The sequence below is a fragment of the Stenotrophomonas sp. YJH_SMC_29 genome (genome assembly GCF_059371235.1).
The window spans coordinates 131,610-157,116 of record NZ_JCAFUK010000001.1; the positions used below are offsets into that span (position 1 = coordinate 131,610).

Consider the following 25,507-nt stretch of genomic DNA (forward strand, 5'->3'; position numbering starts at 1 on the left):
CGCCCGCGGCGGTCACGCGTTTACCAGACCAGGTCGTCCGGTACCTGGTACTGCGGATCGGCGTATGGATCTTCTTCGGCCGGCGCATTCGGATCGACCTTCAGCGCCACCGATGCGGCAAACACCGCCTCGCACTCGGCCAGCACTTCGGCGGTCACCAGCAGGTAACGGCCATTGAGCTGGACCACGCCCATCTCACCGGCATTGAGCGCGGTCAGCTGTTCGGCGGTCACGTAGATGCGCTTGATCTTGCCGCCGTACGGGAAGTGGCGGGCAATGTCGGCCGCCTCGGCATTCAGGCTCTTGTCCTTCAGCAGTTCTTCCAGCTTGGCCTTCGCCTCGCGGCGGACGCGTGCTTCTTCCTGCTTCAGGCGCTCGGCTTCGATGCGCTCTTCCTTTTCCCGCTGCGCGCGAATGGCATAGGCCTTGGCCAGATCCATCTCTTCGGCGCTGCGCGGCTTGCGCGGGCCCTGGCTGCGGGCCTGCCCAGCAGGCTTGCCCGGGCCGCCACGGCCATGCCCACGACGCTCACCGGGCGTGTGCTCGCCCTTGCCAGCGCCCTGCGGCTTTCCATTGCCGTTGCCACCCTTGCCCTGCGGGCGGCCGTCACGACGGGGGGCATCATTCTTGCGCTCGGGCTTGGGCGCAGGCTTGAAGCCCAGGCCCAGCAGCTGGTCGCGGAGGGTATCGCTCATAGAGGTCGGATCAGTAGTGCGGCGGCGGCGGTTCGCTCGCCGGATCGGAAGAATTCAATGCGTTGCGGACCTTGCCCAGGTCTTCCAGCAGCACGCGCAGCACATCGGCGTTGCGCATGCCCTGCATGCGGGCATCGGCCAGCGCATCGCTCAGTTCGGCCAGCGCCTGCTCCTGGAAGGACACGCGCATCTCCAGCTCGACCAGGCGCGCTTCCAGCGCCTGCTCGCGTTCGGTTGGCAGCAGGTCAGACATGCAGCGAGCGCCCCCGGCCGATGCCGTAATACGCCAGGCCCGCCGCTTCGACATCCGCCGGCTCGTACAGGTTGCGCCCGTCGAACACCACCGCGTCCTTCAGCTGCTCGCGCAGCTTCTGGAAATCGGGGCTGCGGAACTGCTTCCACTCGGTCACCACGACCAGTGCATCCGCGCCCTGCAGCGCTTCTTCGGCATTGCTGCAGAACACCAGGTCATCGCGTTCGCCGAAGATGCGCTGCGATTCGTGCATCGCTTCCGGATCGTAGGCACGCACCGTTGCACCGCCTTCCCACAGCTGCGCCAGCAGCCGGCGGCTGGAGGCTTCGCGCATGTCATCGGTGTTCGGCTTGAAGGCCAGGCCCCACACGGCAAAGGTCTTGCCACGCACGCCCTCGTCCTCGCCCTTGTCGTAATGACGCTGGATCAGCGCGAACAGATGTCCCTTCTGCGCATCGTTGACCGCCTCGACGGCGTTCAGCAGCTTCGGCTCCAGGCCAGCCTGCTGCGCAGTGCGGGCCAGTGCCTGCACATCCTTGGGGAAACACGAGCCGCCATAACCGGCGCCCGGGTAGATGAAGTGCCAGCCGATGCGCGGATCCGAGCCGATGCCCTGGCGGACCTGTTCCACATCGGCGCCGACACGCTCGGCGATGTTGGCGATTTCGTTCATGAACGAAATCTTGGTCGCCAGCATCGCGTTGGCGGCGTACTTGGTCAGCTCGGCCGAGCGCACGTCCATTTCCACCACGCGGTCGTGGTTGCGGTTGAACGGTGCGTACAGGCGCCGCATCACCGCCACCGACTCGGCACTGGTCGCACCGATGATGATGCGGTCCGGGCGCATGCAGTCGGCAACGGCATCGCCTTCCTTCAGGAATTCCGGATTGGACACCACGTCGAAGGCGATGTCGGCCCCCCGTGCGGCGAGCTCGGCGGCAATGGCCGCGCGCACCTTGTCGGCGGTGCCCACCGGCACCGTCGACTTGTTGACCACCACCGTCGGCACGCTCATGTGCTGGCCGATGGTGCGGGCCACGGCCAGCACGTACTGCAGATCAGCGCTGCCATCCTCGTCCGGCGGCGTGCCGACGGCGATGAACACGACCTGGCCGTGGCCGATCGCGGCTGGGGCATCGGTGGTGAACGTCAGCCGCGACGCAGCGTGGTTGGCCTTCACCATCGGTTCCAGGCCCGGCTCATAGATCGGGATGATGCCCTGGTTGAGGCCATCGACCTTGGCCTGGTCGATATCGACGCAGACCACCTGGTGGCCGACATCGGCCAGGCAGGTACCGGTCACCAGCCCTACATAACCGGTACCGAAAATCGCAACGCGCATGTCCGTGCTGGCTCCGTGGTCGCTTACGGCAGGACGCCCAGCAGCTCGACGTCGAACGTCAGAGTCGCGTTCGGGCCGATCGGGCCACCCGGGGTGCCGTTCTCACCGTAGGCGAGCTCGCCCGGGATCCAGAAGCGGTACTTCGAACCGACCGGCATCAGCGCGACGCCTTCGGTCCAGCCCTTGATCACCTGGTCCAGGCCGAACTCGGCCGGCTGGCGACCATAGGAGCTGTCGAACACGGTGCCGTTGAGCAGCTTGCCTTCGTAGTTCACGCGCACCTTGCTGCTCGGCAGCGGGCGCTCGCCGCTGCCCGGGCGGATGACCTGGTACTGCAGGCCCGACGGGGTGGTCACCACGCCCGGCTGGGTCTTGTTCTTGGCCAGGAACGCGTTGCCTTCCTCGCGGTTGGTCTGCGCGGCGGCGGCGGCCTTGGCCTGCATTTCAGCCTGCTTGCTGCCCATGAACGCCTGGATGGTGGCAGTCGCGTCAGCTTCCGTCATCTTCGGCTGACCCTTGCTCAGGCCAGTGCTGATCGCGTCAAACAGCGAGGCGACGTCGATGTCGTCCTTCAGCTGTGCCAGCGACGGACCGACCGAGTAGGAACCGATCATCTGCGACACCTTGACGCGGTCGACCTTCGGCGGCTGCGAACCCGGCGCCATGCCCGGCACCTGCTGCCCGCTGCGGGCCATCACGACCTGGCGCAGTGCGGCATCGGTGGCCTTGGCCTGTTCCTGGGTGATCTGCGGCTGCAGGCCTTCGAACGAACGTTCCACGGCGGTGCGCAGCGCGGCCACATCGATCTCATCGGCGATCGGGGTGAACGACTTGGCGACGTCCAGGCCGATGGCGTAGCCCAGCTTCTGCTTGGGGGAATTCAAGGTTGCGGTCTCCTTGGCGGCTGCGGGGGCAGCCGGTTGTTGCGACAGAGCGACACCCGAAGTGCCCATCGCCAGAATCAGAACCGACGCCGCGGCGCCGCGCATTCCCATCTTCATTCGCTGCATTCCTGGAAGTGTCTGGGCGCCGACGTCGGCGCGAAAAGAAGCATTGTCGCACGCATGCCGTCGATGTCGAGGCATCCGTGCCGCATATCAATGCGTGGCGGCCGCGGCCAGCGCCTTGTCGATGGCGGCGGTCAGCTGCGGATCGTCCGGCGTCACCTTGCTGGCGAACTGGGCGATGACCTTGCCATCGCGGCCCACCAGGTACTTGTGGAAGTTCCAGCCCGGCGCCACGCCGGTGGCCGCGGTCAGCCGCTGGTACAGCGGCGTGGCCTCTGCGCCGACGACGTGCACCTTCTCGAACATCGGGAACTTGACGCCGTAGGTGAGCGTGCAGAAATCCTGGATCTGCTTCTCGTCACCCGGCTCCTGGCCCTTGAAATCGTTGGACGGGAAACCGAGCACGGCGAAGCCACGGCCGGCATAGCGCTTCTGCAGCGCCTCCAGGCCTTCGTACTGAGGGGTATAGCCGCACTTGCTGGCGGTATTGACCACCAGCAGCACCTGCCCGTGGTAGCGCTGCTGCAGGTTGACCTGCTGCTTGCTGGCCAGCGGGCGGTAGTCGAGGTCGAGAAGGTCGGCCGCCAGCACCTGGCTGGAGCTGGCCAGCCCGGCCACCAGCAGGGTCAGCAGGGACAGACCGCGCAGGCGGCGCGGGGTAACGGTCGGCAGGGTCATGGAGACAGTCCGCGGTAGCCATTCACAGGGCCGGCCGGTAGCGGCCGGGAATCGGCCGAACTATAGCACCGGGCCCCGGCGCCCCTTGCTGCGGTGGGCGCCGCTGGCTTTGCGCGGCGTGGCGTTTGCCCGTCCAGTGCGGCAGCAACCGCGCAGTGATGACATAGCATGTACAAGGCTGAATGGAAGGCAGCGCCGAATCAGCCCCTTCGGAGAATTTATTTCCCTTTCCAATCAAATGGATAGGGCGATGTTTCAGCGATTTGACCACCCCTGCCATCAGTTGGGCACGGCAAGGGGTTGCACGCAGGCGTGCCGGTGTTATAGTTGCATACAACACCAGTCACCTGAGACAGGGGGAAGCCATGAACACTCGGATCCGTCGCAACCTCACCGCACCTGCGGCCGCCGCTGTTTCGACCCTGATCGTGCTGGCCTGGCTGGCCGCGCCAACGCCCCCCGCCTCCCCCGACAGTCCGCAGGACGCGACCGTTTCACCGGCAGGGAATGCCGTTCCCTCCCCCCCTCCCCCGCGTCGGCTGCACAGCTCCCTGTCCATGCCGTATTTCTCGTTCGCCCAGCCGCTGACCCCACGGAGCTGAATATGAGCGACATCCAGTGGAGCGACGGCGCTCCCATCTACCGTCAGTTGAAGGAGCGCGTGATCGCCATGATGCTCGACGGAATCCTCAAGCCGGGCGATGCCCTGCCTTCGGTGCGCCAGGTGGCCGCCGACTATCAACTCAACCCCATCACCGTTTCGCGCGCCTACCAGGAACTGGCCGATGAGGGCCTGGTCGAGAAGCGCCGCGGCCTGGGCATGTTCATGACCGAACAGGCGGCCACGCAGCTGCGCAGCAGCGAGCGCGATCGCTTCCTCAATGAAGAATGGCCGGCGGTGCTGGAGCGCATCCAGCGCCTGGGCCTGAGCCTCGACGAATTGCTGCCCCAGGGGAAAGTCTGATGAATAGCACTGCAAGTGAAGCGGTCATCACCGCCCGAGGCCTGCGCAAGGCCTACAAGACCACGGTGGCGCTCGACAACGCCAGCTTCAGCATTCCAAGCGGGCGCATCGTCGGCCTGATCGGGCCCAACGGCGCCGGCAAGACCACCGCGCTGAAGGCCATTCTCGGCCTGACCTCGGTGGACGGTGAACTCAGCGTGCTCGGTCGCGACCCGCGCCTGCACCGCGACGAGCTGATGAACGACATCTGCTTCATCGCCGACGTCGCCGTGCTGCCACGCTGGCTGAAGGTGCGCGAAGCGATCGATTTCGTGGCCGGTGTGCACCCGCGTTTCGATCGCGCCCGCTGCGAACGCTTCCTGGCCAACACCAAGCTGCAGCCGAAGCAGCGCGTGCGCGAACTGTCCAAGGGCATGATCGTGCAGCTGCACCTGGCCCTGGTGATGGCCATCGACGCACGCATCCTGGTGCTGGACGAGCCCACCCTGGGCCTGGACATCCTGTACCGCAAGGAGTTCTACCAGCGCCTGCTGGAAGATTACTTCGACGAACAGAAGACCATCATCGTCACCACCCACCAGGTCGAGGAAATCGAGCACATCCTCAGCGATGTCATGTTCATCCGCGACGGCCGCATCGTGCTGGATGCGGAAATGGACGACGTCGGCCAGCGCTACACCGAACTGCTGGTCAATGCCGACCAGCTGGACACCGCGCGTGCGCTGAAGCCGATCGACGAGCGCAGCCTGGCGTTCGGCAAGACCGTGATGCTGTTCGACGGCGTGCCGCGCGCCCAGCTTTCCACGCTTGGCGAGACCCGCAGCCCGGGCCTGGCCGACCTGTTCGTCGCCATCATGAAGGGGACCTACGCATGAATGCCGTCAACCACCCCGTCAGCCCGATGGGCACCCTGCGCTGGCTGCTCAAGCGCGAATACTGGGAGAACCGTGGCGGTTTCCTGTACGCGCCGCTGATCGCCGGCCTGATTTCGCTGGTGATGAGCACCATCGGCATCGCCTTCGGCCTGTTCGCGCTGCACCGCGCCGCGCGTGATGGCAACCTGCACGTCGATGGCGAGAACGTGAACATCAACGGCCTGGACCTCGCGCTGCTGACCCGCGACATCAGCGCAAAAGACCTGGCCGACCTCGGCAACGGCCTCGACCTGACCCTGGTGCTCAGCTCGGCCTGGCCGTTCCTGGTGCTGGCCTTCGTGGTGTTCTTCTACTGCCTGGGCGCGCTGTACGACGACCGCCGCGACCGCAGCATCCTGTTCTGGAAATCGCTGCCGCTGTCGGACACCCAGACCGTCCTTTCCAAGGTGATCAGCGCACTGATCGTGGCCCCGCTGATCGCGGTGATCGCCGGCATCATCACCATGCTCGGCTTCCTGCTGGTGATCAGCGTCGTCGCGCTGATGCATGGCGGCAGCCCGATGACGCTGATCTGGGGCCCGTCCAGTCCGCTGACCCTGGCCGCCGGCCACCTGGCCTGGATTCCGGTCTACGCGCTGTGGGCCCTGCCCACCGCCGGCTGGCTGCTGCTGTGCTCGGCCTGGGCCCGCAGCAAGCCGTTCCTGTGGGCGGTGATGCTGCCGCTGTTCGCCGGGGTCATCGTCAGCACCACCAAGGTGATGCCGCTGATCGGGCTGACCACCGGCTGGTTCTGGCAGAACATCGTCGGCCGCCTGCTGCTGGGCGGCGTGCCGGGCATGGACCTGCTGTATCGCCTCAGCGCCGGTGAAGGCGCGCGCCGCGATCTCGAATCGGTGGTCAGCCTGATGTCGCCGGCCTCGCAGCTGAAGTCGCTGGCGATGCCGGAGCTGTGGATCGGTGCCGCTGTCGGTGCCGTGTTCATCATCCTTGCCATCCGCCTGCGCAAGCGCGCCGGCGAGATCTGATCCCATCCACCTGGAGGCATCACCATGCGTTCCCTGCTCGCCTGTTCTGCGTTGTTGCTGTTGCCGCTGTCGGTGCTGGCCGCCGATGCTCCGAACTGCAAGTTCACCGCTGCCCGTACGTTGAAGCTGGAGACATCCGGCGCCAAGGCGGTGGTGCTCGAGGTGAACCAGCATGACCTGAAGGTGGTCGCCAGCAAGGGCGGTGGCCAGCTGGATGGCCGCGCCTGCGCCTCCAGCCAGGAATGGTTGGACCAGCTGGTGCTGGACCAGCGGAAGGAAGGCGACAAGCTGGTGGTCAGCCTGCGCCGCGAAGGCCGCGACAGCGGCATCAGCCTGGGCAGCAGCTATGCCTGGCTGGACATCCGTGGCAGCGTGCCGGACAACCTGCCGCTGCAGCTGAAGGTCGGCTCCGGCGATGCCAGCGTGGACAACGCGCAGTCGCTGAGCGTGGATGTCGGCTCCGGTGATGCCATCATCCGTGGCACCCGTGGCAGCATCCACGCAGCGGTGGGCTCGGGTGACCTGGACATCGACGGCGGCAGCTCGCTGAACCTGCTGTCGCTGGGCTCTGGCGACGTCAAGGCACGCAACATCGGCGGCGATGCGGTCACCGGCACGGTGGGTTCGGGTGACCTGAAGCTCAGCGATGTCCGCGGCAACGCCCGGCTGGACACCGTCGGGTCCGGCGACGTCGGGTTCAAGCGCGTGCAGGGCAACGTCGAGGTCGGCGTGGTCGGCTCCGGCGATGTCGACCTGTCCGACATCGGCGGCAGCGTGCATGTGCGCAGCCACGGCTCGGGTGACATCCAGGTCGACGGCGTGCGCGGCAGCCTGACCGTCGACCACAGCGGCAGCGGCGACGTGGGCCACCGCAACGTCAGCGGCACCGTCACCCTGCCCCGCAAAAAGTAACCTCCACCGGACCGATCGAGGACACTGCCATGAATCTGCTGCGCGTGCTGCCTGCCACCCTGCTGTGCCTGCCGCTGATCGCCTGCGGCGGCACGTCCTCCACGCCCGATACCACCGTCGGCAAAAGCGTGGCCGAGGCGACCAGCGGGGTCGGCCAGACGGTCAAGGAGGCCATGGACGATGCCCGCAAGGACATCAGCCAGGGCAACATCAAGATTTCCGCCGACAAGCAGCCGCGTGCGGAGATCACGCCGGACGGGCGGCTGCTGATCGGCGGCAAGGACGTGCCGGCCGATGAGGCCCAGCGCCGGCAGCTGCTGGAATACCGCGGCCACGTCGTTGCCATTGCAATGGACGGCATGGATGTCGGCCTGGCCGGTGCCAAGCTCGGCGCCAGTGCTGCCGGAGAGGCCCTGAAGGGCATCTTCAGCGGCGACAGCGAGGGCATCGAGAAGCGGATCAATGCCGAGGCGGAGAAGATCGAAGCCCAGGCCAAGCGCATCTGCAACCGCATGCCGGCGATGCTGGCCAGCCAGCAGGCGCTGGCCGCATCGCTGCCCGCGTTCAAGCCGTACGCCACGATGGACCAGAGTGATGTCGACGACTGCGGCAAGGACACCGTGGTCCAGCGCTAAGCCTGTGACAGATCAGCGCACCCGGCCGGCAGCGGCGCCCCGCTGCCGGCCGTGACGTGCCGACCGGCTTACAATGTCGGCCCCGGACGCCCCCGAACCGAATGCCATGAAGAAGTTGTTCCTGCTGCTGGCCGCCCTTCTCTGCCTGGGCCTGGTCGGCTGTGACAAGGATTACCGCAACCACCGCGCCGAGCGCGGCAAGCCCAAGATTTCCGTCAGCGAAGGGATGGTGACCGTGCGTCGCCCGCCGGCACCGAACATCATCATCCTCGGCGATGGCACGATGAAGGTGGACGAGATCCAGATCCCGCTCGACGAAGGGCAGAAGCAGATGCTGCAGACGATGTTCGGCAGGCTGCAGGTGCTGCGCCAGAACACCCTGGTCGCCGCCCCGGCCGATCCCAACATGCAACCGGTGAAGATCCAGCCGCCGGAAGGCATGGAAGTGATCCCGGCCGACCTGGTCCAGCGCATCCCCGAGTTCAAGGACTACACCGACACCTTCGGCAACATCGTCGCCGACCGTCGCTGAAAAAACGCCGCCCCCGGGGCGGCGTTTCCTCTTGTAGAGCCGAGCATGGGCTCGGCCCTACGACCGGCGCATCAACCGCCGCCGCCACCGCCCCCCGCGTGGATGCCACCGGCAGTCAGCGCGGTGGGGTCCAGCAGGCGGCGCAGTTCCGCTTCCTGCAGGCCGCTGTCTTCCAGCGCTACGTCCAGCACCGGGCGCTGTTCCTTGTAGGCACGCTTGGCAATGGCCGCTGCCTTCTCGTAGCCGATGATCGGGTTCAGCGCCGTGACCAGGATGGGATTGCGCGACAGCGCCTCGGCAACACGGTCTTCGCGCACCTTCAGCCCGGCAATCGCGCTGTCGGCCAGCAGCCGCGACACATTGGCCAGCAGGCCGATGCCATCCAGCAGGTTCACCGCGATCAGCGGCAGCGTGACGTTGAGCTGGAAGTTGCCGGTCTGCCCGGCCACGGTGATCGCGGTGTGGTGGCCGATCACCTGCGCGCAGGCCATCACGGTTGCTTCCGGAATCACCGGGTTGACCTTGCCCGGCATGATCGAGCTGCCCGGCTGCAGTGCCGGCAGTTCGATCTCGCCCAGCCCGGCCAGCGGACCGGCGTTCATCCAGCGAAGATCATTGGCGATCTTGATCAACGCCACGGCCAGCGCATTGAGCTGGCCCGACAGTTCCACCGCATCGTCCTGCGCGGCCAGGCCTTCGAACTTGTTCTCGGCGCTGTCGAACTTGAACCCGGTCTGCTGCTTCAGTGCCTTGGCCACCTGCGCGCCGAAACGCGGGTCGGCGTTGATGCCGGTGCCGATGGCGGTGCCGCCCAGCGGCAGGCGACGCACGCGCTTGAGGCTGTCCTCAATGCGCTCCTGCGCCGAAGCCAGCTGTGCCGACCACGCGCCGAACTCCTGCTCGAAGGTCAGCGGCATCGCATCCATCAGGTGGGTACGGCCGGTCTTGACCACCTTGCGCAGGCTGCGGCCCTTCTTGTCCAGGATCTTGCGCAGGTGCACCAGCGCCGGCAGCAGCTGCTCGTGCGCGGCCAGCACCGCCGACACGCGCAGCGCGGTCGGAATGACGTCATTGGAGCTCTGCCCCTGGTTGACGTGGTCATTGGGATGCACTGTGGCCTTGCCGGCCTTGCCGGCACGGTTGGCCAGGGTGGCAATGACCTCGTTGGCATTCATGTTCGAGGATGTACCCGAACCGGTCTGGTAGACGTCGATCGGGAAGTGCGCGTCCCAGTCGCCGGCCGCCACCTCGGCGGCAGCGGCCTGGATGGCCTTGGCCACGGTCCTGGGCAGATGGCCCAGCTCGGCGTTGACGCCGGCAGCGGCGCCCTTGACCAGGCCCAGCGCACGGATGAAACCGCGCGGCATGCGCTGGCCCGACACCGGGAAATTCTGCACGGCACGCTGGGTCTGCGCGCCCCACAGGGCATCGGCAGGCACCTGCAGCTCACCCATGCTGTCATGTTCGATCCGGAATCCCGGGGTGGCACCCTTGCTTGCAGCTTTGCTCATTGCATCAACTCCGCACTACTTCAGTTGGGGAAAGGGAAGCGGCGGCTGGCAGGGTGTCGCTTCCCGGGCTGGCGGCTGCGCCAACAATACTCCGTTGCCCGTAGCGTGGGATGACGAGGACGGGCCAGAACGTTCCGTCTGCACGGCCGTTCTGCGTGCGCAAGGGTACTGCCGGCCGCTGGCCGGCAATCCATGCAGGGCGTGGCCGGGCGTGGTCGCCGGCCAGCGGCGGGCACTACCTCACCGGCACGTCGTAGAATATCGGCCCCGCCGCTCGCCCCAGCCCTGCCGACATGTCCGATTCCGCCCTGCTCGCCCTGTCCCCGCTCGATGGCCGCTATGCCGGCAAGGTCGACGCCCTGCGCCCGATCTTCTCCGAGTACGGCCTGATCAAGGCCCGCATCACGGTGGAAGTGGAGTGGCTGCTGGCCCTGGCCGCCGAGCCGGGCATCGTCGAGCTGGCGCCGTTCTCCGACGCTGCCATCGCCCGCCTGCGCGCGCTGGCCGCCCGCTTCAGCCCGGCCCAGGCCGCGCGCGTGAAGGAGATCGAGCGCACCACCAACCATGACGTCAAGGCGGTGGAGTACTTCATCAAGGAACAGCTGAAGGACGACGCCGAGCTGGCGCCGGCGCTGGAATTCGTGCATTTCGCCTGCACCAGCGAAGACATCAACAACCTCAGCTACGGCCTGATGCTGGAACAGGCGCGCCGCGAGGTGCTGCTGCCGACCCTGGACGGCATCGCCAGCACCCTGCGTACCCTGGCCCATGCCCAGGCCGGCCAGCCGATGCTGTCGCGCACCCACGGCCAGACCGCCTCGCCGACCACCCTGGGCAAGGAACTGGCCAACGTGGTCGCCCGCCTGGAGCGCCAGCGCCGGCAGATCGCTGCGGTCGAGCTGACCGGCAAGATCAACGGCGCGGTCGGCAACTACAACGCCCACGTGGCCAGCTACCCGGACGTGGACTGGCCGGCCTTCGCCGAGCGCTTCGTGACCGGCCTGGGCCTGGTGTTCAACCCGTACACCACGCAGATCGAACCGCACGACAACGTCGCCGAGATCGGCGATGCCGCACGCCGTGCCAACATCATCCTGATCGACCTGGCCCGTGACATCTGGGGCTACATCTCGCTGGGCTACTTCAAGCAGCGCCTGAAGGAAGGCGAAGTCGGTTCGTCGACGATGCCGCACAAGGTCAACCCGATCGATTTCGAGAATGCCGAAGGCAACTTCGGCATCGCCAACGCGCTGTTCGAGCACTTCAGCGCGAAGCTGCCGATCAGCCGCTGGCAGCGTGACCTGACCGATTCCACCGTGCTGCGTGCACTGGGCACCGCGTTCGGCCACAGCCAGGTGGCGCTGGATTCGCTGGCCAAGGGCCTGGGCAAGCTGGAAGTGAACCCGCAGCGCCTGGATGCCGATCTGGACGCAGCCTGGGAAGTGCTGGCCGAGGCCGTGCAGACGGTGATGCGCCGCCACGGCCTGCCGAACCCGTATGAGCAGCTGAAGGCGCTGACCCGCGGCCAGGGCATCACGGCCGAGTCGATGCGTGCGTTCGTGCAGGGGCTTGAGTTGCCGGCGGATGCGAAGCAGCGCCTGCTGGAGATGACCCCGGGCAGCTACACCGGCCTGGCCGAGTCGCTGGCGAAGAAGATCTAAGGGGTTTCCTTTGCGGCGGCGGCCGCGGGCGCTGCCTGCGGCAGGCAACTGCAACATCAACGTCAAGAGCGGCTCTGGGTTATTGCCTCGCTTGGCGGGGCGGGTTGGGTTCGCGGGGGACGCCGTGAACCCGTCCCTGGGGGCTTGGCCGCGGCATCCATGCCGCGGACACCCCCGCGAACCCAACCCGCCCCACCTCTGACAGATTCCCGGTGACGGATCGAAGAGCATTGGGTTGTCGGGACGGAATTTGAAAGAGGGACGCGGCTTCGCCGCGTCCCTCTTTTGTTTTGGCACGAGCAAGCGCAGCGCGCGACCCGCTGTTGCTTTTGCTTTTCTTCTTCCATTCCGTGGCGGGCCGCGCAGGAAACTGCCAGGGGCCGGGCGGGTGGGCTGCGCGGGGGTGTCCGCCGCATGGATGCGGCGGCCAAGCTTACAGGGACGTACTTGCAGCGTCCCCCGCGCAGCCCACCCGCCCGGCCAAGCGCGGCTTTTGCTTGTGAACCCACCCCGCCACGAGGGGCTCCGCCGTTGGCCGGACACCCCGCGACAAACCCGCGCACGTGCGCAATCCCGACGAACGGCGGACAATGGAACCCTTGGCGGCCCGCCACGCCGCCCCTCCCGCTTTCCGCTGCAAGGATTCCCCCATGGCCGCCCGCAAGTCCTCCGCCCCCCTGATCGAAGTCACCGCCCGTCCCGGCCAGCCGCTGGGCATGGCGCCGGCCACCTTCCTGCGCGACTTCTGGCAGAAGCGCCCGCTGCTGATCCGCAAGGCCTTCCCCGATTTCCAGACCCCGGTGCAGCCGGAAGACCTGGCCGGGCTGGCCTGCGAGGAAGGCGTGCTGGCGCGCCTGATCGAGCATGACAAGACCCAGGACGGCTGGCGCGTGCGCACCGGCCCGTTCCAGGAAGACGTGTTCCCCGCCCTGCCCGACCACGACTGGACCCTGCTGGTGCAGGACGTGGACAAGTGGGACCCCGACGTACGCGCCCTGATCGAGCATTTCAGCTTCCTGCCGCGCTGGCGCATGGATGACGTGATGATCAGCTTCGCCGCCACCGGCGGTTCGGTCGGCGCCCACGTCGACCAGTACGACGTGTTCCTGCTGCAGGCCCACGGCCATCGCCGCTGGCAGATCGATGCCAGCGAATCGATCAAGGGCAGGCAGCCGCCGCTGGGCTTCCGCCCGGACGTGGAGCTGAAGCTGCTGAAGGTGTTCAAGCCCACCCACGACTGGGTGCTGGCGCCGGGCGACATGCTGTACCTGCCGCCGAACGTGCCGCACCACGGCGTCGCCGAAGACCCCTGCCTGACCTTCTCGTTCGGCATGCGTGCACCGTCGTCGGCCGAGCTGATCAGCGACTACCTGGACACCCTGATCGCCGATGCCGACGAAAACATCCGCTACCAGGATGCCGATCTGAAGGTACCGGCCGACCCGAACGAAATCGACACGGTGGCGATGGCACGGGTGATCACTGCGCTCAACGCCATCCGCATGAACGACCCGGACAAGCTGGGCGACTGGTTCGGCCGCTTCATCACCACCTACCGCGCCGCTGGCGAAGTGATGGCCCACCAGGCCGCGCCGGCACCGGAGGAAGTGGTCCAGGCGCTGGCCTCGGGCCTACTGCTGCAGCGTCACCCGTGGGCACGCCTGGCCTGGCGCCGGGCCAAGCGCGGTGCCAGCCTGTACGTCAGCGGCCAGGACTTCGCGCTGCCGGTGAAGGACGCCCAGCGCCTGGCCGGCGCCGAACAGCTCGATGCCGCCGCCTATCGCGGCCTGTCCGACAAGGGCCGTGCCGTGCTCCAGCAGCTGCTGGTGGGCGGCGTGTTCCAGCTGATCGATCCCAGCGAAATGCATGACGCCGAAGACGAGGACGACGGCGAGGATGCCGTGGTGCTCGGCGAGGTCGTCGAAGGCCGTGACCGCGTGGATGCGATCGACGCCGACGCGGTGTCCGACGATGTCCACACCGTGACCGTGCACGACGACGGCATCGAAGTCATCGTCAACTTCGAGGATGACGAGGAAGACGACAGCGACACGGGCCGTGGCTGAGCCCTCGCCATGATCCGGATCCAGCAGGTCAGCCACGCCGATGCCCACGCCGCCATCCACGACGTGCGCCAGCGCGTGTTCGTGCAGGAACAGGGCATCGCAGCGGCGCTGGAACGCGATGCGCTGGACCCGGTCAGCGCCCATGTGCTGGCGCTGGACGCTGATGGCCAGCCGGTGGGCACCGGCCGGCTGGCCCCGGATGGACGCATCGGCCGCATGGCGGTATTGGCCAGTCATCGCAGCCAGGGGGTCGGCCAGGCCCTGCTGGAGGCCCTGGTTGAAGCCGGGCGCCGGCTCGGCCTGGCTGAGCTGCACCTGCACGCCCAGCTGCCGGCCCGCGATTTCTATGCCCGCCAGGGCTTCCTGCCGGAAGGCGAGGTGTTCGAAGAGGCCGGCATCGGCCACCAGCAGATGCGCCGCCGGCTGGGCGCGGCCAGCGCGATCGACAGCCGCGCCGAAGCAGTGGCCATCACCACCGCCATCGTCCACCGCGCCCGCCGCCAGCTGTGGCTGCACAGCCGCCAGCTGGACCCGGGGCTGCTCGACGCGCCGCCGGTGCAGGCCGCCCTGCGCCGCTTCGTCACCGCCCGTCACGACAAGCAGCTGCGGGTGATCGTGCATGACGCCGCCGCGATCGCCTCTGCGGGCGCGCCACTGCTGGCGCTGGCCCAGCGCCTGCCCAGCGTGATCCAGTTCCGCGAGGTCAGCGATCCGGTCGACCGCGCCCTGGCCTCGGCCTGCCTGCTCAACGATGCGGGCGACTTCTACTTTCGTCTGATCGGCCATCGCCTTGACGGCGAGGCCGGCATCGCGCTGCCGGCACGTTCGCAGCCGTTCGAGCAGCAATTGCAGCGTGTCTGGGACCGTTCGCGCGATTGCAGCGAACTGCGCGCGCTCGGCATCTGAGCCGGCGCTGCTGACCCAACCTGTCTGGAACCGGCACCGGCGGACGTGGGATGCCCGCGGTGGTGCCCCTTCGTGTCCCGTTGGGGGTACAATTTGGCTGTTTGAACGCGCCCGCGCAGGGCTATTCATCTTCCTGCCGGGTCCTTCTGAAGCCATACCCCACAAAGCGAATCAACACCCTCCATCGTGGACAATCAACTGAAGCAGTTTGCGCAATCTTCGCAACTCGCCGGCGGCAACGCCTCCTATGTCGAGGACCTGTACGAGCAGTACCTGGTCTCCCCGGATAGTGTCGATCCCAAATGGAAAACCTACTTTGACGGCTTCAAGGGCCGCGAAGCAGGTGACATTCCGCACTCGGCCGTCATCTCCCACATCGCGGACGCGGCCAAGGATGCGCTGAAAGCTGGCACCGGCACCGGTGCGGGCGACGAGCGCGAGCGCAATGTCGGTCGTCTGATCACCGCCTACCGCTCGCGCGGCCACCTGGACGCCCGCCTTGATCCGCTGGGCCTGGCCGCGCCGGTCAACACGCCCGACCTGGGCCTGGCGTTCCACAGCCTGTCCGATGCCGACCTCAACAGCGAGTTCAGCACCGGCGGCGTCGGCGGCCAGCCGCGCATGAAGCTGCGCGACCTGCTGGCACGCCTGAAGGCGACCTACACCGGCTCGATCGGTGCGGAGTTCATGCACATCTCCGAGGTCGAGCAGCGCCAGTGGATCTACAAGAAGCTGGAAGCCGCCGGTGGCAACTACCAGCTGGACGCTGACACCCAGCGCCGCACCCTGGAGCGCCTGACTGCGGCCGAAGGCCTGGAGCGCTACCTGCACACCAAGTACGTCGGCCAGAAGCGCTTCTCGCTGGAAGGCGGCGATTCGCTGATCCCGATGATGGACACCATCATCCGCAACGCCGGCAAGGATGGCGTCAAGGATGTGGTGATCGGCATGGCCCACCGTGGCCGCCTGAACGTGCTGGTCAACACCCTGGGCAAGAACCCGCGCAAGCTGTTCGACGAGTTCGAAGGCAAGTTCGAGCACGACGAGCACGCCTCGGCCGGCGACGTGAAGTACCACATGGGCTTCTCCGCCGACGTCGCCACCGATGGCGGCCCGGTGCACCTGGCGCTGGCGTTCAACCCGTCGCACCTGGAAATCGCCGACCCGGTCGTGGCCGGCTCCGTGCGTTCGCGCCAGGAGCGCCGCAAGGACACCGCGCGCAAGCAGGTCATGCCGATCCTGATCCACGGCGACGCGGCCTTCTCCGGCCAGGGCGTGGTCATGGAACTGTTCCAGATGTCGCAGGCCCGCGGCTTCGCCGTCGGCGGCACCGTGCACATCGTGGTCAACAACCAGGTCGGCTTCACCACCTCCAACCCGCTGGATACGCGTTCCACGCGCTATGCCACCGACGTGGCGAAGATGATTGCCGCCCCGGTGCTGCACGTGAACGGCGATGACCCGGAAGCGGTGGTGTTCGCCGCACAGCTGGCCTTCGAGTTCCGCCAGACGTTCGCCAAGGACGTGGTCATCGACCTGATGTGCTACCGCCGCTGGGGCCACAACGAGGCCGACGAACCGGCGATCACCCAGCCGTTGATGTACCAGGTGATCCGCAAGCACCCGACCACCCGCGAGATGTACGCCGAGCAGCTGGAAAAGGCGGGCGTGATCGCCGCCGGCGCCGGCAAGGCGATGGTCGATGCCTACCGCGAGAAGCTGGACGCCGGTGAAGTGACCACCGAGCTGGCCAAGGTCGAGAAGACCCCGCCGAGCAGCCCACTGTTCGTCGATTGGCCGAAGCTGCTGGAAGGCAAGCTGTCCGACCCGGTCTCGACCAAGGTCGAGAAGAACAAGCTGGTCGAGCTGGCCAAGCTGATCAACACCATTCCCGATGAAGTGCAGCTGCACTCGCGCGTGGCCAAGGTCTATGACGACCGCCGCAAGATGGCCGCCGGCGAGATCCCGGGCGACTGGGGCTTTGCCGAGAACCTGGCCTACGCCACCCTGCTCGACGAAGGCCATGCGCTGCGCCTGGTCGGCCAGGACGTCGGCCGCGGTACCTTCACGCACCGCCACGCGATCCTGCACGACCAGAAGACCGACAACTACTACATGCCGCTGCGGCAGCTGGTGGATTCGCCGGAGAAGGCCACCGTCATCGATTCGCTGCTGAGCGAAGAAGCGGTGATGGCCTACGAGTACGGCTTCTCCACCACCGATCCGAACACGCTGTGCATCTGGGAAGGCCAGTTCGGCGACTTCGCCAACGGTGCCCAGGTGGTGATCGACCAGTTCATCGCCGCCGGTGAAGCCAAGTGGGGCCGCATTTCCGGCCTGACCCTGCTGCTGCCGCATGGCTATGAAGGGCAAGGCCCGGAACACAGCTCGGCGCGCCTGGAGCGCTTCCTGCAGCTGTGCGCGCTGGAGAACATGCTGGTGGTGGTGCCGTCGACCCCGGCCCAGGCCTTCCACATGCTGCGTCGCCAGCTGCACATGACCACCCGCAAGCCGCTGGTGGTGATGTCGCCGAAGTCGCTGCTGCGCCACAAGCTGGCCGTGTCGACCCTGGACGAGCTGGCCAACGGCGAGTTCCAGCACCTGATCGGCGATGCCAACGCAGACGCCAAGAAGGTCAAGCGCGTGGTGCTGTGCTCGGGCAAGGTCTATTACGACCTGCTGGAGGACCAGATCAAGCGCGGCCAGGACGACGTGGCGATCATCCGCGTGGAGCAGCTGTATCCGTTCCCGCGTGCGCTGCTGGCGGCCGAACTGAAGAAGTACGGCAAGGCCACCGACGTGGTGTGGACGCAGGAAGAACCGCAGAACCAGGGCGCGTGGTACCAGATCCGCCACCACCTGCAGTTCTGCCTGGCCGATGGCCAGAACCTGCACTACGCCGGTCGCGCACGTTCGGCCTCGCCGGCTGCCGGTCACATGGCTGACCACGTCCGCGAGCAGCAGCAGCTGATCGCCGACGCACTGGTCAACCCGTTCAACGACCAGGTCGCTGAATAACTCTCCCCCCTATTTAGAAGACAAACCAGGAAGCTCCCGCATGGCCACCGAAGTCAAAGCCCCGGTACTGCCCGAATCCGTCGCCGACGGCACCATCGCCACCTGGCACAAGAAGGTGGGCGACGCCGTCAAGCGCGACGAAAACCTGCTTGACCTGGAAACCGACAAGGTCGTCCTGGAAGTGCCGTCGCCGGTCGACGGCGTGCTGAAGGAAATCAAGTTCGCCGAAGGCTCGACCGTGACCTCCAGCCAGGTCGTGGCGATCATCGAGGAAGGCGCCGTTGCGGCTGCTCCGGCCCCGGCCGCCGAGGCCGCTCCGGCCGCTGCTCCGGCCGCCGCTGCTCCGGCTCCGGCCGCTGCCGCTGCGCCGGCCCCGGCCGCCAAGTCGGCCGCCGATGCGCTGCCGCCGGGCGCCCGCTTCACCGCCATCACTGAAGGCGTGAACCCGGCCGATGTCGACGGCACCGGCCGTCGCGGCGCGGTCACCAAGGAAGACATCGTCAACTTCGCCCGCAACGGCGGCGCCGGCAAGGCCGGTGGCGCACGCCCGGAAGAGCGCGTGCCGATGACCCGCATCCGCAAGCGCATTGCCGAGCGCCTGATGGAGTCGAAGAATTCGACCGCCATGCTGACCACCTTCAACGAAGTCGACCTGTCGAAGGTGTCGGCGGCGCGCAAGGAACTGCAGGACGAGTTCGTCAAGGCCCACGGCATCAAGCTGGGCTTCATGAGCTTCTTCGTGAAGGCCGCCGCCAACGCGCTGCAGCGCTTCCCGCTGGTCAACGCCTCGATCGACGGCGACGACATCATCTATCACGGCTACTCGGACATCTCGATCGCCGTCTCGACCGAGAAGGGCCTGGTCACGCCGGTGCTGCGCAACGTCGAGCGCATGTCGTTCGCCGACATCGAGAAGACCATCGCCGACTACGCCAAGAAGGCCCGTGACGGCAAGCTGGGCCTGGAAGAACTGCAGGGCGGCACCTTCACCGTGACCAACGGCGGCACCTTCGGTTCGCTGCTGTCGACCCCGATCATCAACCCGCCGCAGAGCGCCATCCTGGGCATGCACGCCATCAAGGAGCGTCCGATCGCCCAGAACGGCCAGGTCGTGATCGCGCCGATGATGTACCTGGCGCTGTCCTACGACCACCGCATCATCGACGGCAAGGACTCGGTGCAGTTCCTGGTGGACATCAAGAACCAGCTGGAAAACCCGGGCCGCATGCTGTTCGGCCTGTAAGAAACCTCCCGCCCCTCCGCGCCTGCGCGGAGGGGTTCTGGTAATGCATCAAGGAATAATTCAATGGCTGAACAATTCGACGTCGTCGTCATCGGTGCTGGCCCGGCCGGTTACCACGCTGCCATCCGCGCGGCCCAGCTGGGCCTGAAGACCGCCTGCATCGACGCAGCGCTGGGCAAGGACGGCAAGCCGGCCCTCGGCGGCACCTGCCTGCGCGTGGGCTGCATCCCGTCCAAGGCGCTGCTGGATTCCTCGCGCCAGTACTGGAACATGGGCCACATCTTTGGCGACCACGGCATCAGCTTCAAGGATGCCAAGATCGACGTCGAGGCGATGGTTGGCCGCAAGGACAAGATCGTCAAGCAGTTCACCGGCGGCATCGCCATGCTGTTCAAGGCCAACAAGGTCGCCACCTACTACGGCTTCGGCCAGCTGCAGCCGGGCAACGTGGTCAAGGTGAAGCAGCACGACGGTTCGGAAGTCGAGCTGAAGGGCACCAACGTCATCATCGCCGCCGGCTCGGATTCGATCGAGCTGCCGTTCGCCAAGTTCGACGGCGAGACCATCGTCGACAACGTCGGCGGCCTGGACTTCACCGAAGTGCCGAACCGCCTGGCGGTGATCGGCGCCGGCGTGATCGGCCTGGAACTGGGCAGCGTGTGGAAGCGCCTGGGCGCTGAAGTCACCATCCTGGAAGCCATGCCGGAGTTCCTGGCGGCTGCCGATGCCGAAGTGGCCAAGGCGGCTGCCAAGGAATTCAAGAAGCAGGGCCTGGACATCAAGCTCAATGCCAAGGTCTCCAAGACCGAGATCACCGGCAAGGGCAAGAAGAAGGAAGTCATCGTCACCTACACCGACGCGGAAGGCGAAAAGACCCTGACCGTGGACAAGCTGCTGGTGGCCGTGGGCCGTCGCGCGGCGACCAAGGGCCTGCTGGCCGAAGGCACCGGCGTCAAGGTCAACGAGCGCGGCCAGATCGAAGTCGATGCGCACTGCCACACCGGCGTCAACGGCGTGTGGGCGGTCGGCGACTGCGTGCGCGGCCCGATGCTGGCACACAAGGGCTTCGAGGAAGGCATCGCGGTGGCTGAGCTGATCGCCGGCCTGCCGGGCCACGTCAACTTCGACACCATTCCGTGGGTCATCTACACCGAGCCGGAACTGGCCTGGGTCGGCAAGACCGAAGCCCAGCTGAAGGCCGAAGGCATTCCGTACAAGGCCGGCAGCTTCCCGTTCGCCGCCAACGGCCGTGCCGTGGCGATGATCGAACCGGCAGGCTTCGTGAAGATCCTGGCCCATGCCGAAACCGACCGCATCCTGGGCATGCACCTGGTCGGCGCCAACGTTTCCGAGCTGGTGCACGAAGGCGTGCTGACCATGGAGTTCAGCGGTTCGGCCGATGACCTGGCCCGCATCTGCCACGCCCACCCGTCGCTGTCGGAAGTGGTCCACGACGCGGCGATGGCGGTCAGCAAGCGCGCCATCCACAAGGCGAACTGATCTTCCGGCAGTGCCGGCCGCTGGCCGGCATCACCCGGATATGAAAAACCCCGCCTCGGCGGGGTTTTTTGTTGCCCGTTTCCCTGTAGCGCCGAGCACGGGCTCGGCGCTACACCTTTCCAGCAGGCTTCTTCGGTGGATCCTCACAGACCCTGTGCTGCACCACCGTATCGCCGGCCTTCCATTGCTTGACCACCCGGCAGCGCGCCTCGGCTTTCGGCGCAGGGGCCGCCGCGGCATTGGCTTCGTCAGCCGCAGCGCTCTGCTCGCGCTCCAGCCACGCCGACGGGGGTGCCGGGGGTGCCGGGGGCGCGGCCAGCACCGGGCCTGGCAACAGGACCAGACCGGCCAGCAGCGCCCTCCTCATGCGGGAACCGCCCGGCCACCGAGCAGACGCGCCGGCAGCATGAACAGCGCGCGCAGGAAGGCGAACAGCGCCGAGAAGGTGATGCCGACCAGGCGGAACGGCAGGCTCAGCAGCCACACGAACGGCCAGGCGATCAGGGCGAGGATCGCCAGCGGCCAGCACAGCACGAACAGCAGGCACCACACACCGAGCGCGAACAGGGTCTTCATCACGGTCTCCTTGGGGCGGCACCCTGCCGCCTGTGCACACCTTGGCGCCCTGCCTGCGCCGCCGGCAAACGGTTTGCGACGAAACCGGGCTGGCGGCGATGAAACCGGTGGTGGGGAAACCGGAGATTGATCAGGTTGCCGGCCAGCGGCCGGCACTACCGAACGGAGTCACACCGGGACTGCCCCCGGGCGGCCATGGGTCACCTGGAAGCGCGCCACGGTGCGCACCGCGGCATCCGGGCGCAGCACGCTGTCGGCGAAGCGCAGTTCGGCGTCCAGCGTCTGCCGGTTCAACTGCAGCTGCCACCAGCCGCGGCGGTCGCCGTCGAAGTAGCGGATGTGCGGGTTCTGCACTATCGACGGACCGTAGTACGGCCCATACGGCGTATCGTCACCGCCGCTGCTGATCGCCGGGGCGATGAATTCGGTGGCGACGACCGGCGCACCGGGGGCATCGAAATCCAGCTTGAGGTCGTTGACGAAGGTGGAGTGCCAGTCGCCGCCAAGCACGATGGCATTGCCCTGCCCGCCCGCCTGCATCGCCTGCAGCAGACGCCTGCGTGCGGCGGGATAGCCATCCCAGGCGTCGTTCCAGAAGCGCTCGCGCGGCGTGCCGCCGTCCAGCCGCAGCTGCGCCATCAGCAGCTGCTGCACCACCACGTTCCAGCGCGCGCCCTGTGCGGCGGCCATCGACTGCGTGAACCACGCTTCCTGGCCGATGCCGAGCATGCTCATGCGTGGATCGAGCGCCGCCTCGCAGCGTGGTGACTCGCCCACACCACAGGGATTGGCCGGGCGGAACTGGCGGCAGTCCAGCAACGTCAGCTGTGCCAGGTCGCCATAGCGCAGGCGCCGATGCACGCGCAGGCCGCCGTTGCCCGCAGGCGTGCTGCGCATCGGCAGGTGTTCGTAGAACGCACGGTAGGCCGCCGCGCGGCGCACGATGAAATCCTCCGTCGAGACGCCGGGCTTCTCCGGATGGATACCAGAGTAATCGTTCTGCACTTCGTGGTCGTCCCAGATCACCGCGAAGGCATGCGCGGCATGGGCCGCCTGAAGATCCGGATCGAGCTTGTACAGCGCGTACTGGTCACGGTAGCGCTGCAGGCTGATGGTTTCACCGCTGAAGCGCGCCGCATCCAGCGTTTCGCCGCGCGCATTCTGCAGCGGGCTGTACTCGTACAGGTAATCGCCCGCATGCAGCACCAGGTCGACATCGCTCTGCGCGATGTCCCGCAGTACCGGGTAATAGCCGCTGTTCCAGGCCTGGCAGGTGCACAACGCCAGCCGCAGCTGCTGCAGCTGGGTTTCCAGCAGCGGTGCGGTACGGAAGTGGCCAACCGGACTTTCCTCATCACCGTCGCAGGCGAAGCGGTAGTAGTAGTCGCGGCCCGGGCGCAGGCCGTTGACCTCCACATGCACCGAATGCGCGAGCTCGGGCACCGCCGCGGCAACACCACGCTGCACCAACCGTCGCATCCGGGCGTCTTCGGCCACGAACCAGCGCACCGGCACCGCCCGCGACGGCATGCCACCGCCGTTGAGCGGGTCCGGCGCCAGCCGCGTCCACAGCACTGCACCCTGTGGATCCGGATCGCCAGCGGCGACGCCGAGGGTGAACGGATCACGCCCCAGCCGCGGCCGTGGGCCCGCCGTGGCCAGCCCCGGCATCGCCGCCAGCGCGATCGCCGCCCCCGTGCCCTGCCACGCCATGCGCAGCAGGCGACGACGGCTTTCCGGATCCACCGGCCCGCGCATCAGAAGCGCACGGTGGCGGTGGCCATCACCTGCCGCGGCGCGCCGACCTGCATGGTCGCCAGGCTGCGGGTCGGGTCGGCGGCGTAGGTGCCGTTGGTGTTGATCGAAGACAGGTAGCGCTTGTCGGTCAGGTTGGTCAGGTTCAGCGCCACAGTCAGGTTCTGCGCCGGGCCCAGCGTGCCGAAGTCATAGGCGACCGACGCGTTGACCAGCCAGTAGCTTGGCACCGACGCGTCGTTGGTATAGGTCACGTAGCGCTTGCCGACGTGGTTGGCCGACAGGCGCATGTCCCACGGGCCCGGGGTCCAGGCCAGGGTGCTGGCGAACATCCATTCGGGGGTGTCGACGGTCTTCTTGCCGCGGGTCGGCACCACGCCGTTGTTCACATAGTCGTTGTCGTAGGTGCTGTCATTCCAGGACAGCACGTTGGACCAGGCCAGGTCCTGCATCGGCTTCAGCTGCAGGGTCGCCTCGGCGCCGCGGCTGGTCACCGAACCAACGTTGGAGAACAGCGCCGGGCAGCCGAGGATGCCCACGCACTGGGCGATCGCCAGCAGGCGGTTGTCGAACTTGACGTCGTACACCGCAACCGAGGCTTCATAGCCCTGGCCGTAGCCGCGCCAGCCCAGTTCCAGGGTGCGCGACTGTTCCGGCTTCAGGTTCTGCGCGCTGGCATCGAACGCGGCCTGTGGCACGTTGAACGGGCTGCCCACGCCCAGCGCATAGGCAGCGACGTTCTTTGCGAACGAACCGAAGATCTCGTTGCCTTCGTTGAGCTTGAAGTTGAAGCCGGCCTGCGGTAGGAAGCCCTTCTTCGAGGTCAGGCTGCTGTTGTTGGCATAGTTGCCCAGTGGCGTGCGCACGCGGGTACGGGTGTGCGGCGATTTCGCGCCGATGTCGAGGGTCAGGCGGTCGTCGAACAGGCGGAAGCGGTCCTGCACGTAGAACTGGCGGGTAATGGTGGTGTAGCGCTGGTGCCACACGCGCTGGTCCGGGTTGCGCAGGAAGAAGTCGTCGGTGACCGGGCCGTCGATGTAGTAGAAGTTGCGCTGAACGCTGTGCCCGTTGTCCTCGTACCACAGGCCGGCTTCCAGTTCGTGGCCACCGACGTTCCAGGTGAACGCCGAGGTCACGCCGGTACGGTCGATCGCGTACTCGGTGGTGCGGATCGAGATCGGGATCTCGCGGAGGGTACCCGGGTTGGACGGATTGGACGGGCTGAACCAGTGGCCCTGGCCACGGTTGCTGTGGTTGTAGACGTTGACCTTCAGCCGCATCGCCTCGTTCAGGCCGAAATCGCCGGCAATGCTGGACAGGTCATCGTTGCGCAGGCCGTGGCCGGAGTAGTACGCATCCCACGGGCTGTTGACGCCGCCGCTGAATTTGCCGCGCGCGGCAGCCACCGCGCGATCCCAGTCCGGCGCGTAGTTGTCCCAGTCCCAGCCGAGGCGATCGATCATCTCCAGCGACAGGTCCTGGTAATCGGCCTCGACGCGGCGCGAGGCGTTGAACAACGCGGTGATCCTGCTGTCCGTTCCGAAGTTGTAGGTGGCCTTGCCGTTGAACTGCTTCAGCTCCTGCGAGCCCTTGCCCTTCCACTTGTCACCTTCCGAATACACGCCGGACAGGTAGGCGGCAAAGCCCTGGTGCTCGCCGGTCTCCAGGCGCGCATAGCTGCGCCGCGCGTTGTCGCTGCCGAAGCCCTGCGCCAGCACCACGCCGTACTCGGTGGACGGATCGATCGAATAGAACTGGAACACACCACCGAGGTTGCTGGTGGACGGCGTGCCAAGCGCACCGATGCCGGTGGACACTTCGGCTCCGCCCAGGTTCTCGCTGATCACGGCACGGCTGATGTGCAGGCCGTTGCTGTTGCCATAGGCCATGTTGCCCAGCGGGATGCCATCGAGCGTGTAGCCCAGGCGGTTCTGGTTGAAGCCACGCAGGCTGATGGTGGTGGACCATTCGTAGGCGCCGGTGGCATCGGCCGACTCGAAGTGCACACCGGGCTTGCTGGCCAGCAGCTTCAGCGGGTTGGCGCCGGGCGGCAGGATCTTCATGTCCTCGGCGGTCACACGCTGCACCTGGCGGGCTTCGCCGCGGCCGATCACCGAGATTGAATCGAGGGTGGTGGCCGACGCTGCGTCGGCAGCAGGAGCAGTTTCAGCGGCAGCCAGCGACGGCAGCCAGGCACAGACCAGCAGGGCCAGCAGATTGCGGCGAAGCGGAGCGTGGGACGGCATGGGGGCGGATTCCTTGGGCACGCTGGACGCCGAAGGGCGGCGTCGAAGGGCAGCAGCGGCGGAATCGTAGAAGCGTCGCGTTACATGTCATTTACACGCCACAGACG

23 protein-coding genes are annotated in these 25,507 nt (G+C 66.9%); 13 read left to right on the forward strand and 10 right to left on the reverse strand.

The annotated features are described in order from the left end of the window. Positions 1–20 precede the first annotated feature (20 nt). The 5 genes from AC5P9I_RS00580 to AC5P9I_RS00600 form a co-directional block, all read right to left on the reverse strand. On the reverse strand, positions 21–695 hold the full coding sequence (locus tag AC5P9I_RS00580) for a DUF2058 domain-containing protein (RefSeq protein ID WP_130767889.1): 675 nt from the start codon (positions 693–695) through the stop codon (positions 21–23). Positions 696–705: 10 nt separating this feature from the next. Beyond that, a complete protein-coding gene (locus tag AC5P9I_RS00585; RefSeq protein ID WP_005410256.1) occupies positions 706–948 on the reverse strand; it encodes a SlyX family protein in 243 nt (80 codons plus the stop codon). Further along, positions 941–2,290, reverse strand: coding sequence for a UDP-glucose dehydrogenase family protein (locus AC5P9I_RS00590; RefSeq protein WP_187756684.1), 1,350 nt, complete (start codon positions 2,288–2,290; stop codon positions 941–943). Before AC5P9I_RS00590 ends, AC5P9I_RS00585 begins: the two co-directional genes overlap by 8 nt. Before the next feature lie 23 nt (positions 2,291–2,313). Then, positions 2,314–3,291, reverse strand: coding sequence for an FKBP-type peptidyl-prolyl cis-trans isomerase (locus AC5P9I_RS00595; RefSeq protein ID WP_032962085.1), 978 nt, complete (start codon positions 3,289–3,291; stop codon positions 2,314–2,316). Between the two features lie 96 nt (positions 3,292–3,387). Further along, positions 3,388–3,975, reverse strand: coding sequence for a glutathione peroxidase (locus tag AC5P9I_RS00600; protein ID WP_049464346.1), 588 nt, complete (start codon positions 3,973–3,975; stop codon positions 3,388–3,390). Between the two features lie 365 nt (positions 3,976–4,340). Here AC5P9I_RS00600 and AC5P9I_RS00605 point away from each other — a divergent pair, with 365 nt between their 5' ends. From AC5P9I_RS00605 to AC5P9I_RS00635, 7 genes are all read left to right on the forward strand, one after another. Next, entirely contained in the window at positions 4,341–4,577 is a 237-nt protein-coding gene (locus tag AC5P9I_RS00605) for a hypothetical protein (protein WP_074724860.1), read from the forward strand. 2 nt (positions 4,578–4,579) lie between these two features. Continuing rightward, positions 4,580–4,939, forward strand: a complete 360-nt coding sequence (locus AC5P9I_RS00610) for a GntR family transcriptional regulator (protein ID WP_006453095.1) — start codon at positions 4,580–4,582, stop codon at positions 4,937–4,939. After that, positions 4,939–5,814 carry an ABC transporter ATP-binding protein gene (locus AC5P9I_RS00615; RefSeq protein WP_064238853.1) on the forward strand — a complete coding sequence of 292 codons (876 nt, stop codon included), beginning with the start codon at positions 4,939–4,941 and terminating at the stop codon, positions 5,812–5,814. Before AC5P9I_RS00610 ends, AC5P9I_RS00615 begins: the two co-directional genes overlap by 1 nt. Then, the gene (locus tag AC5P9I_RS00620; RefSeq protein WP_057495303.1) at positions 5,811–6,839 is read left to right on the forward strand and encodes an ABC-2 transporter permease; all 1,029 of its coding nucleotides are present in this window, start codon (positions 5,811–5,813) and stop codon (positions 6,837–6,839) included. Before AC5P9I_RS00615 ends, AC5P9I_RS00620 begins: the two co-directional genes overlap by 4 nt. A 24-nt stretch (positions 6,840–6,863) precedes the next feature. Then, positions 6,864–7,751, forward strand: coding sequence for a DUF4097 family beta strand repeat-containing protein (locus AC5P9I_RS00625; RefSeq protein ID WP_130767887.1), 888 nt, complete (start codon positions 6,864–6,866; stop codon positions 7,749–7,751). A 29-nt stretch (positions 7,752–7,780) separates the two neighbouring features. Then, positions 7,781–8,386 (forward strand): YggN family protein, encoded by a 606-nt coding sequence (locus tag AC5P9I_RS00630; protein WP_130767886.1) that lies wholly within the window; start codon positions 7,781–7,783, stop codon positions 8,384–8,386. Positions 8,387–8,492: 106 nt separating this feature from the next. Continuing rightward, positions 8,493–8,918, forward strand: coding sequence for a hypothetical protein (locus AC5P9I_RS00635; RefSeq protein ID WP_032953534.1), 426 nt, complete (start codon positions 8,493–8,495; stop codon positions 8,916–8,918). A 71-nt stretch (positions 8,919–8,989) separates the two neighbouring features. On the opposite strand, the gene AC5P9I_RS00640 is transcribed toward AC5P9I_RS00635, so the two are convergent. Then, positions 8,990–10,429 (reverse strand): class II fumarate hydratase, encoded by a 1,440-nt coding sequence (locus tag AC5P9I_RS00640; protein ID WP_130767885.1) that lies wholly within the window; start codon positions 10,427–10,429, stop codon positions 8,990–8,992. Between the two features lie 293 nt (positions 10,430–10,722). Here AC5P9I_RS00640 and purB point away from each other — a divergent pair, with 293 nt between their 5' ends. The 6 genes from purB (at position 10,723) to lpdA (ending at position 20,823) form a co-directional block, all read left to right on the forward strand. After that, positions 10,723–12,090 carry an adenylosuccinate lyase gene (gene purB, locus AC5P9I_RS00645; protein WP_049464844.1) on the forward strand — a complete coding sequence of 456 codons (1,368 nt, stop codon included), beginning with the start codon at positions 10,723–10,725 and terminating at the stop codon, positions 12,088–12,090. Between the two features lie 650 nt (positions 12,091–12,740). Beyond that, entirely contained in the window at positions 12,741–14,156 is a 1,416-nt protein-coding gene (locus AC5P9I_RS00650) for a ribosomal protein uL16 3-hydroxylase (protein WP_049467630.1), read from the forward strand. 9 nt (positions 14,157–14,165) lie between these two features. Further along, on the forward strand, positions 14,166–15,062 hold the full coding sequence (locus tag AC5P9I_RS00655) for a GNAT family N-acetyltransferase (RefSeq protein WP_049467628.1): 897 nt from the start codon (positions 14,166–14,168) through the stop codon (positions 15,060–15,062). A gap of 186 nt (positions 15,063–15,248) precedes the next feature. After that, positions 15,249–18,080 carry a 2-oxoglutarate dehydrogenase E1 component gene (locus AC5P9I_RS00660; RefSeq protein ID WP_049467626.1) on the forward strand — a complete coding sequence of 944 codons (2,832 nt, stop codon included), beginning with the start codon at positions 15,249–15,251 and terminating at the stop codon, positions 18,078–18,080. 40 nt (positions 18,081–18,120) lie between these two features. After that, positions 18,121–19,323 (forward strand): dihydrolipoyllysine-residue succinyltransferase, encoded by a 1,203-nt coding sequence (gene sucB / locus AC5P9I_RS00665; protein ID WP_049467624.1) that lies wholly within the window; start codon positions 18,121–18,123, stop codon positions 19,321–19,323. Between the two features lie 63 nt (positions 19,324–19,386). Beyond that, positions 19,387–20,823 (forward strand): dihydrolipoyl dehydrogenase, encoded by a 1,437-nt coding sequence (gene lpdA / locus AC5P9I_RS00670; RefSeq protein ID WP_049467622.1) that lies wholly within the window; start codon positions 19,387–19,389, stop codon positions 20,821–20,823. A gap of 109 nt (positions 20,824–20,932) precedes the next feature. Here the strand turns inward: lpdA and AC5P9I_RS00675 are convergent, their stop codons facing one another. The 4 genes from AC5P9I_RS00675 to AC5P9I_RS00690 all read right to left on the reverse strand — a co-directional run bounded on the left by AC5P9I_RS00675 (position 20,933) and on the right by AC5P9I_RS00690 (position 25,400). Then, on the reverse strand, positions 20,933–21,190 hold the full coding sequence (locus AC5P9I_RS00675) for a hypothetical protein (RefSeq protein WP_082591249.1): 258 nt from the start codon (positions 21,188–21,190) through the stop codon (positions 20,933–20,935). Beyond that, entirely contained in the window at positions 21,187–21,399 is a 213-nt protein-coding gene (locus AC5P9I_RS00680) for a hypothetical protein (protein ID WP_014647705.1), read from the reverse strand. The genes AC5P9I_RS00675 and AC5P9I_RS00680 overlap by 4 nt, the downstream gene beginning before the upstream one ends. Before the next feature lie 168 nt (positions 21,400–21,567). After that, entirely contained in the window at positions 21,568–23,157 is a 1,590-nt protein-coding gene (locus tag AC5P9I_RS00685; protein ID WP_049467621.1) for an alkaline phosphatase D family protein, read from the reverse strand. Continuing rightward, positions 23,157–25,400, reverse strand: coding sequence for a TonB-dependent receptor (locus AC5P9I_RS00690; protein ID WP_130767884.1), 2,244 nt, complete (start codon positions 25,398–25,400; stop codon positions 23,157–23,159). Before AC5P9I_RS00690 ends, AC5P9I_RS00685 begins: the two co-directional genes overlap by 1 nt. Between the last annotated feature and the right edge of the window lie 107 nt (positions 25,401–25,507).

Coding starts and splice junctions, on each gene's coding strand:
- AC5P9I_RS00640 (WP_130767885.1), bottom strand. CDS start 10,429: ATGAGCAAAGCTGCAAGCAAGGGTGCCACCCCGGGATTCCGGATCGAA.
- AC5P9I_RS00685 (WP_049467621.1), bottom strand. CDS start 23,157: ATGCGCGGGCCGGTGGATCCGGAAAGCCGTCGTCGCCTGCTGCGCATG.
- AC5P9I_RS00625 (WP_130767887.1), top strand. CDS start 6,864: ATGCGTTCCCTGCTCGCCTGTTCTGCGTTGTTGCTGTTGCCGCTGTCG.
- AC5P9I_RS00615 (WP_064238853.1), top strand. CDS start 4,939: ATGAATAGCACTGCAAGTGAAGCGGTCATCACCGCCCGAGGCCTGCGC.
- AC5P9I_RS00655 (WP_049467628.1), top strand. CDS start 14,166: ATGATCCGGATCCAGCAGGTCAGCCACGCCGATGCCCACGCCGCCATC.
- AC5P9I_RS00630 (WP_130767886.1), top strand. CDS start 7,781: ATGAATCTGCTGCGCGTGCTGCCTGCCACCCTGCTGTGCCTGCCGCTG.
- AC5P9I_RS00600 (WP_049464346.1), bottom strand. CDS start 3,975: ATGACCCTGCCGACCGTTACCCCGCGCCGCCTGCGCGGTCTGTCCCTG.
- AC5P9I_RS00590 (WP_187756684.1), bottom strand. CDS start 2,290: ATGCGCGTTGCGATTTTCGGTACCGGTTATGTAGGGCTGGTGACCGGT.
- AC5P9I_RS00650 (WP_049467630.1), top strand. CDS start 12,741: ATGGCCGCCCGCAAGTCCTCCGCCCCCCTGATCGAAGTCACCGCCCGT.
- AC5P9I_RS00675 (WP_082591249.1), bottom strand. CDS start 21,190: ATGAGGAGGGCGCTGCTGGCCGGTCTGGTCCTGTTGCCAGGCCCGGTG.
- sucB (WP_049467624.1), top strand. CDS start 18,121: ATGGCCACCGAAGTCAAAGCCCCGGTACTGCCCGAATCCGTCGCCGAC.
- AC5P9I_RS00580 (WP_130767889.1), bottom strand. CDS start 695: ATGAGCGATACCCTCCGCGACCAGCTGCTGGGCCTGGGCTTCAAGCCT.
- AC5P9I_RS00605 (WP_074724860.1), top strand. CDS start 4,341: ATGAACACTCGGATCCGTCGCAACCTCACCGCACCTGCGGCCGCCGCT.
- AC5P9I_RS00620 (WP_057495303.1), top strand. CDS start 5,811: ATGAATGCCGTCAACCACCCCGTCAGCCCGATGGGCACCCTGCGCTGG.
- AC5P9I_RS00690 (WP_130767884.1), bottom strand. CDS start 25,400: ATGCCGTCCCACGCTCCGCTTCGCCGCAATCTGCTGGCCCTGCTGGTC.
- AC5P9I_RS00585 (WP_005410256.1), bottom strand. CDS start 948: ATGTCTGACCTGCTGCCAACCGAACGCGAGCAGGCGCTGGAAGCGCGC.
- AC5P9I_RS00610 (WP_006453095.1), top strand. CDS start 4,580: ATGAGCGACATCCAGTGGAGCGACGGCGCTCCCATCTACCGTCAGTTG.
- purB (WP_049464844.1), top strand. CDS start 10,723: ATGTCCGATTCCGCCCTGCTCGCCCTGTCCCCGCTCGATGGCCGCTAT.
- AC5P9I_RS00635 (WP_032953534.1), top strand. CDS start 8,493: ATGAAGAAGTTGTTCCTGCTGCTGGCCGCCCTTCTCTGCCTGGGCCTG.
- lpdA (WP_049467622.1), top strand. CDS start 19,387: ATGGCTGAACAATTCGACGTCGTCGTCATCGGTGCTGGCCCGGCCGGT.
- AC5P9I_RS00680 (WP_014647705.1), bottom strand. CDS start 21,399: ATGAAGACCCTGTTCGCGCTCGGTGTGTGGTGCCTGCTGTTCGTGCTG.
- AC5P9I_RS00595 (WP_032962085.1), bottom strand. CDS start 3,291: ATGAAGATGGGAATGCGCGGCGCCGCGGCGTCGGTTCTGATTCTGGCG.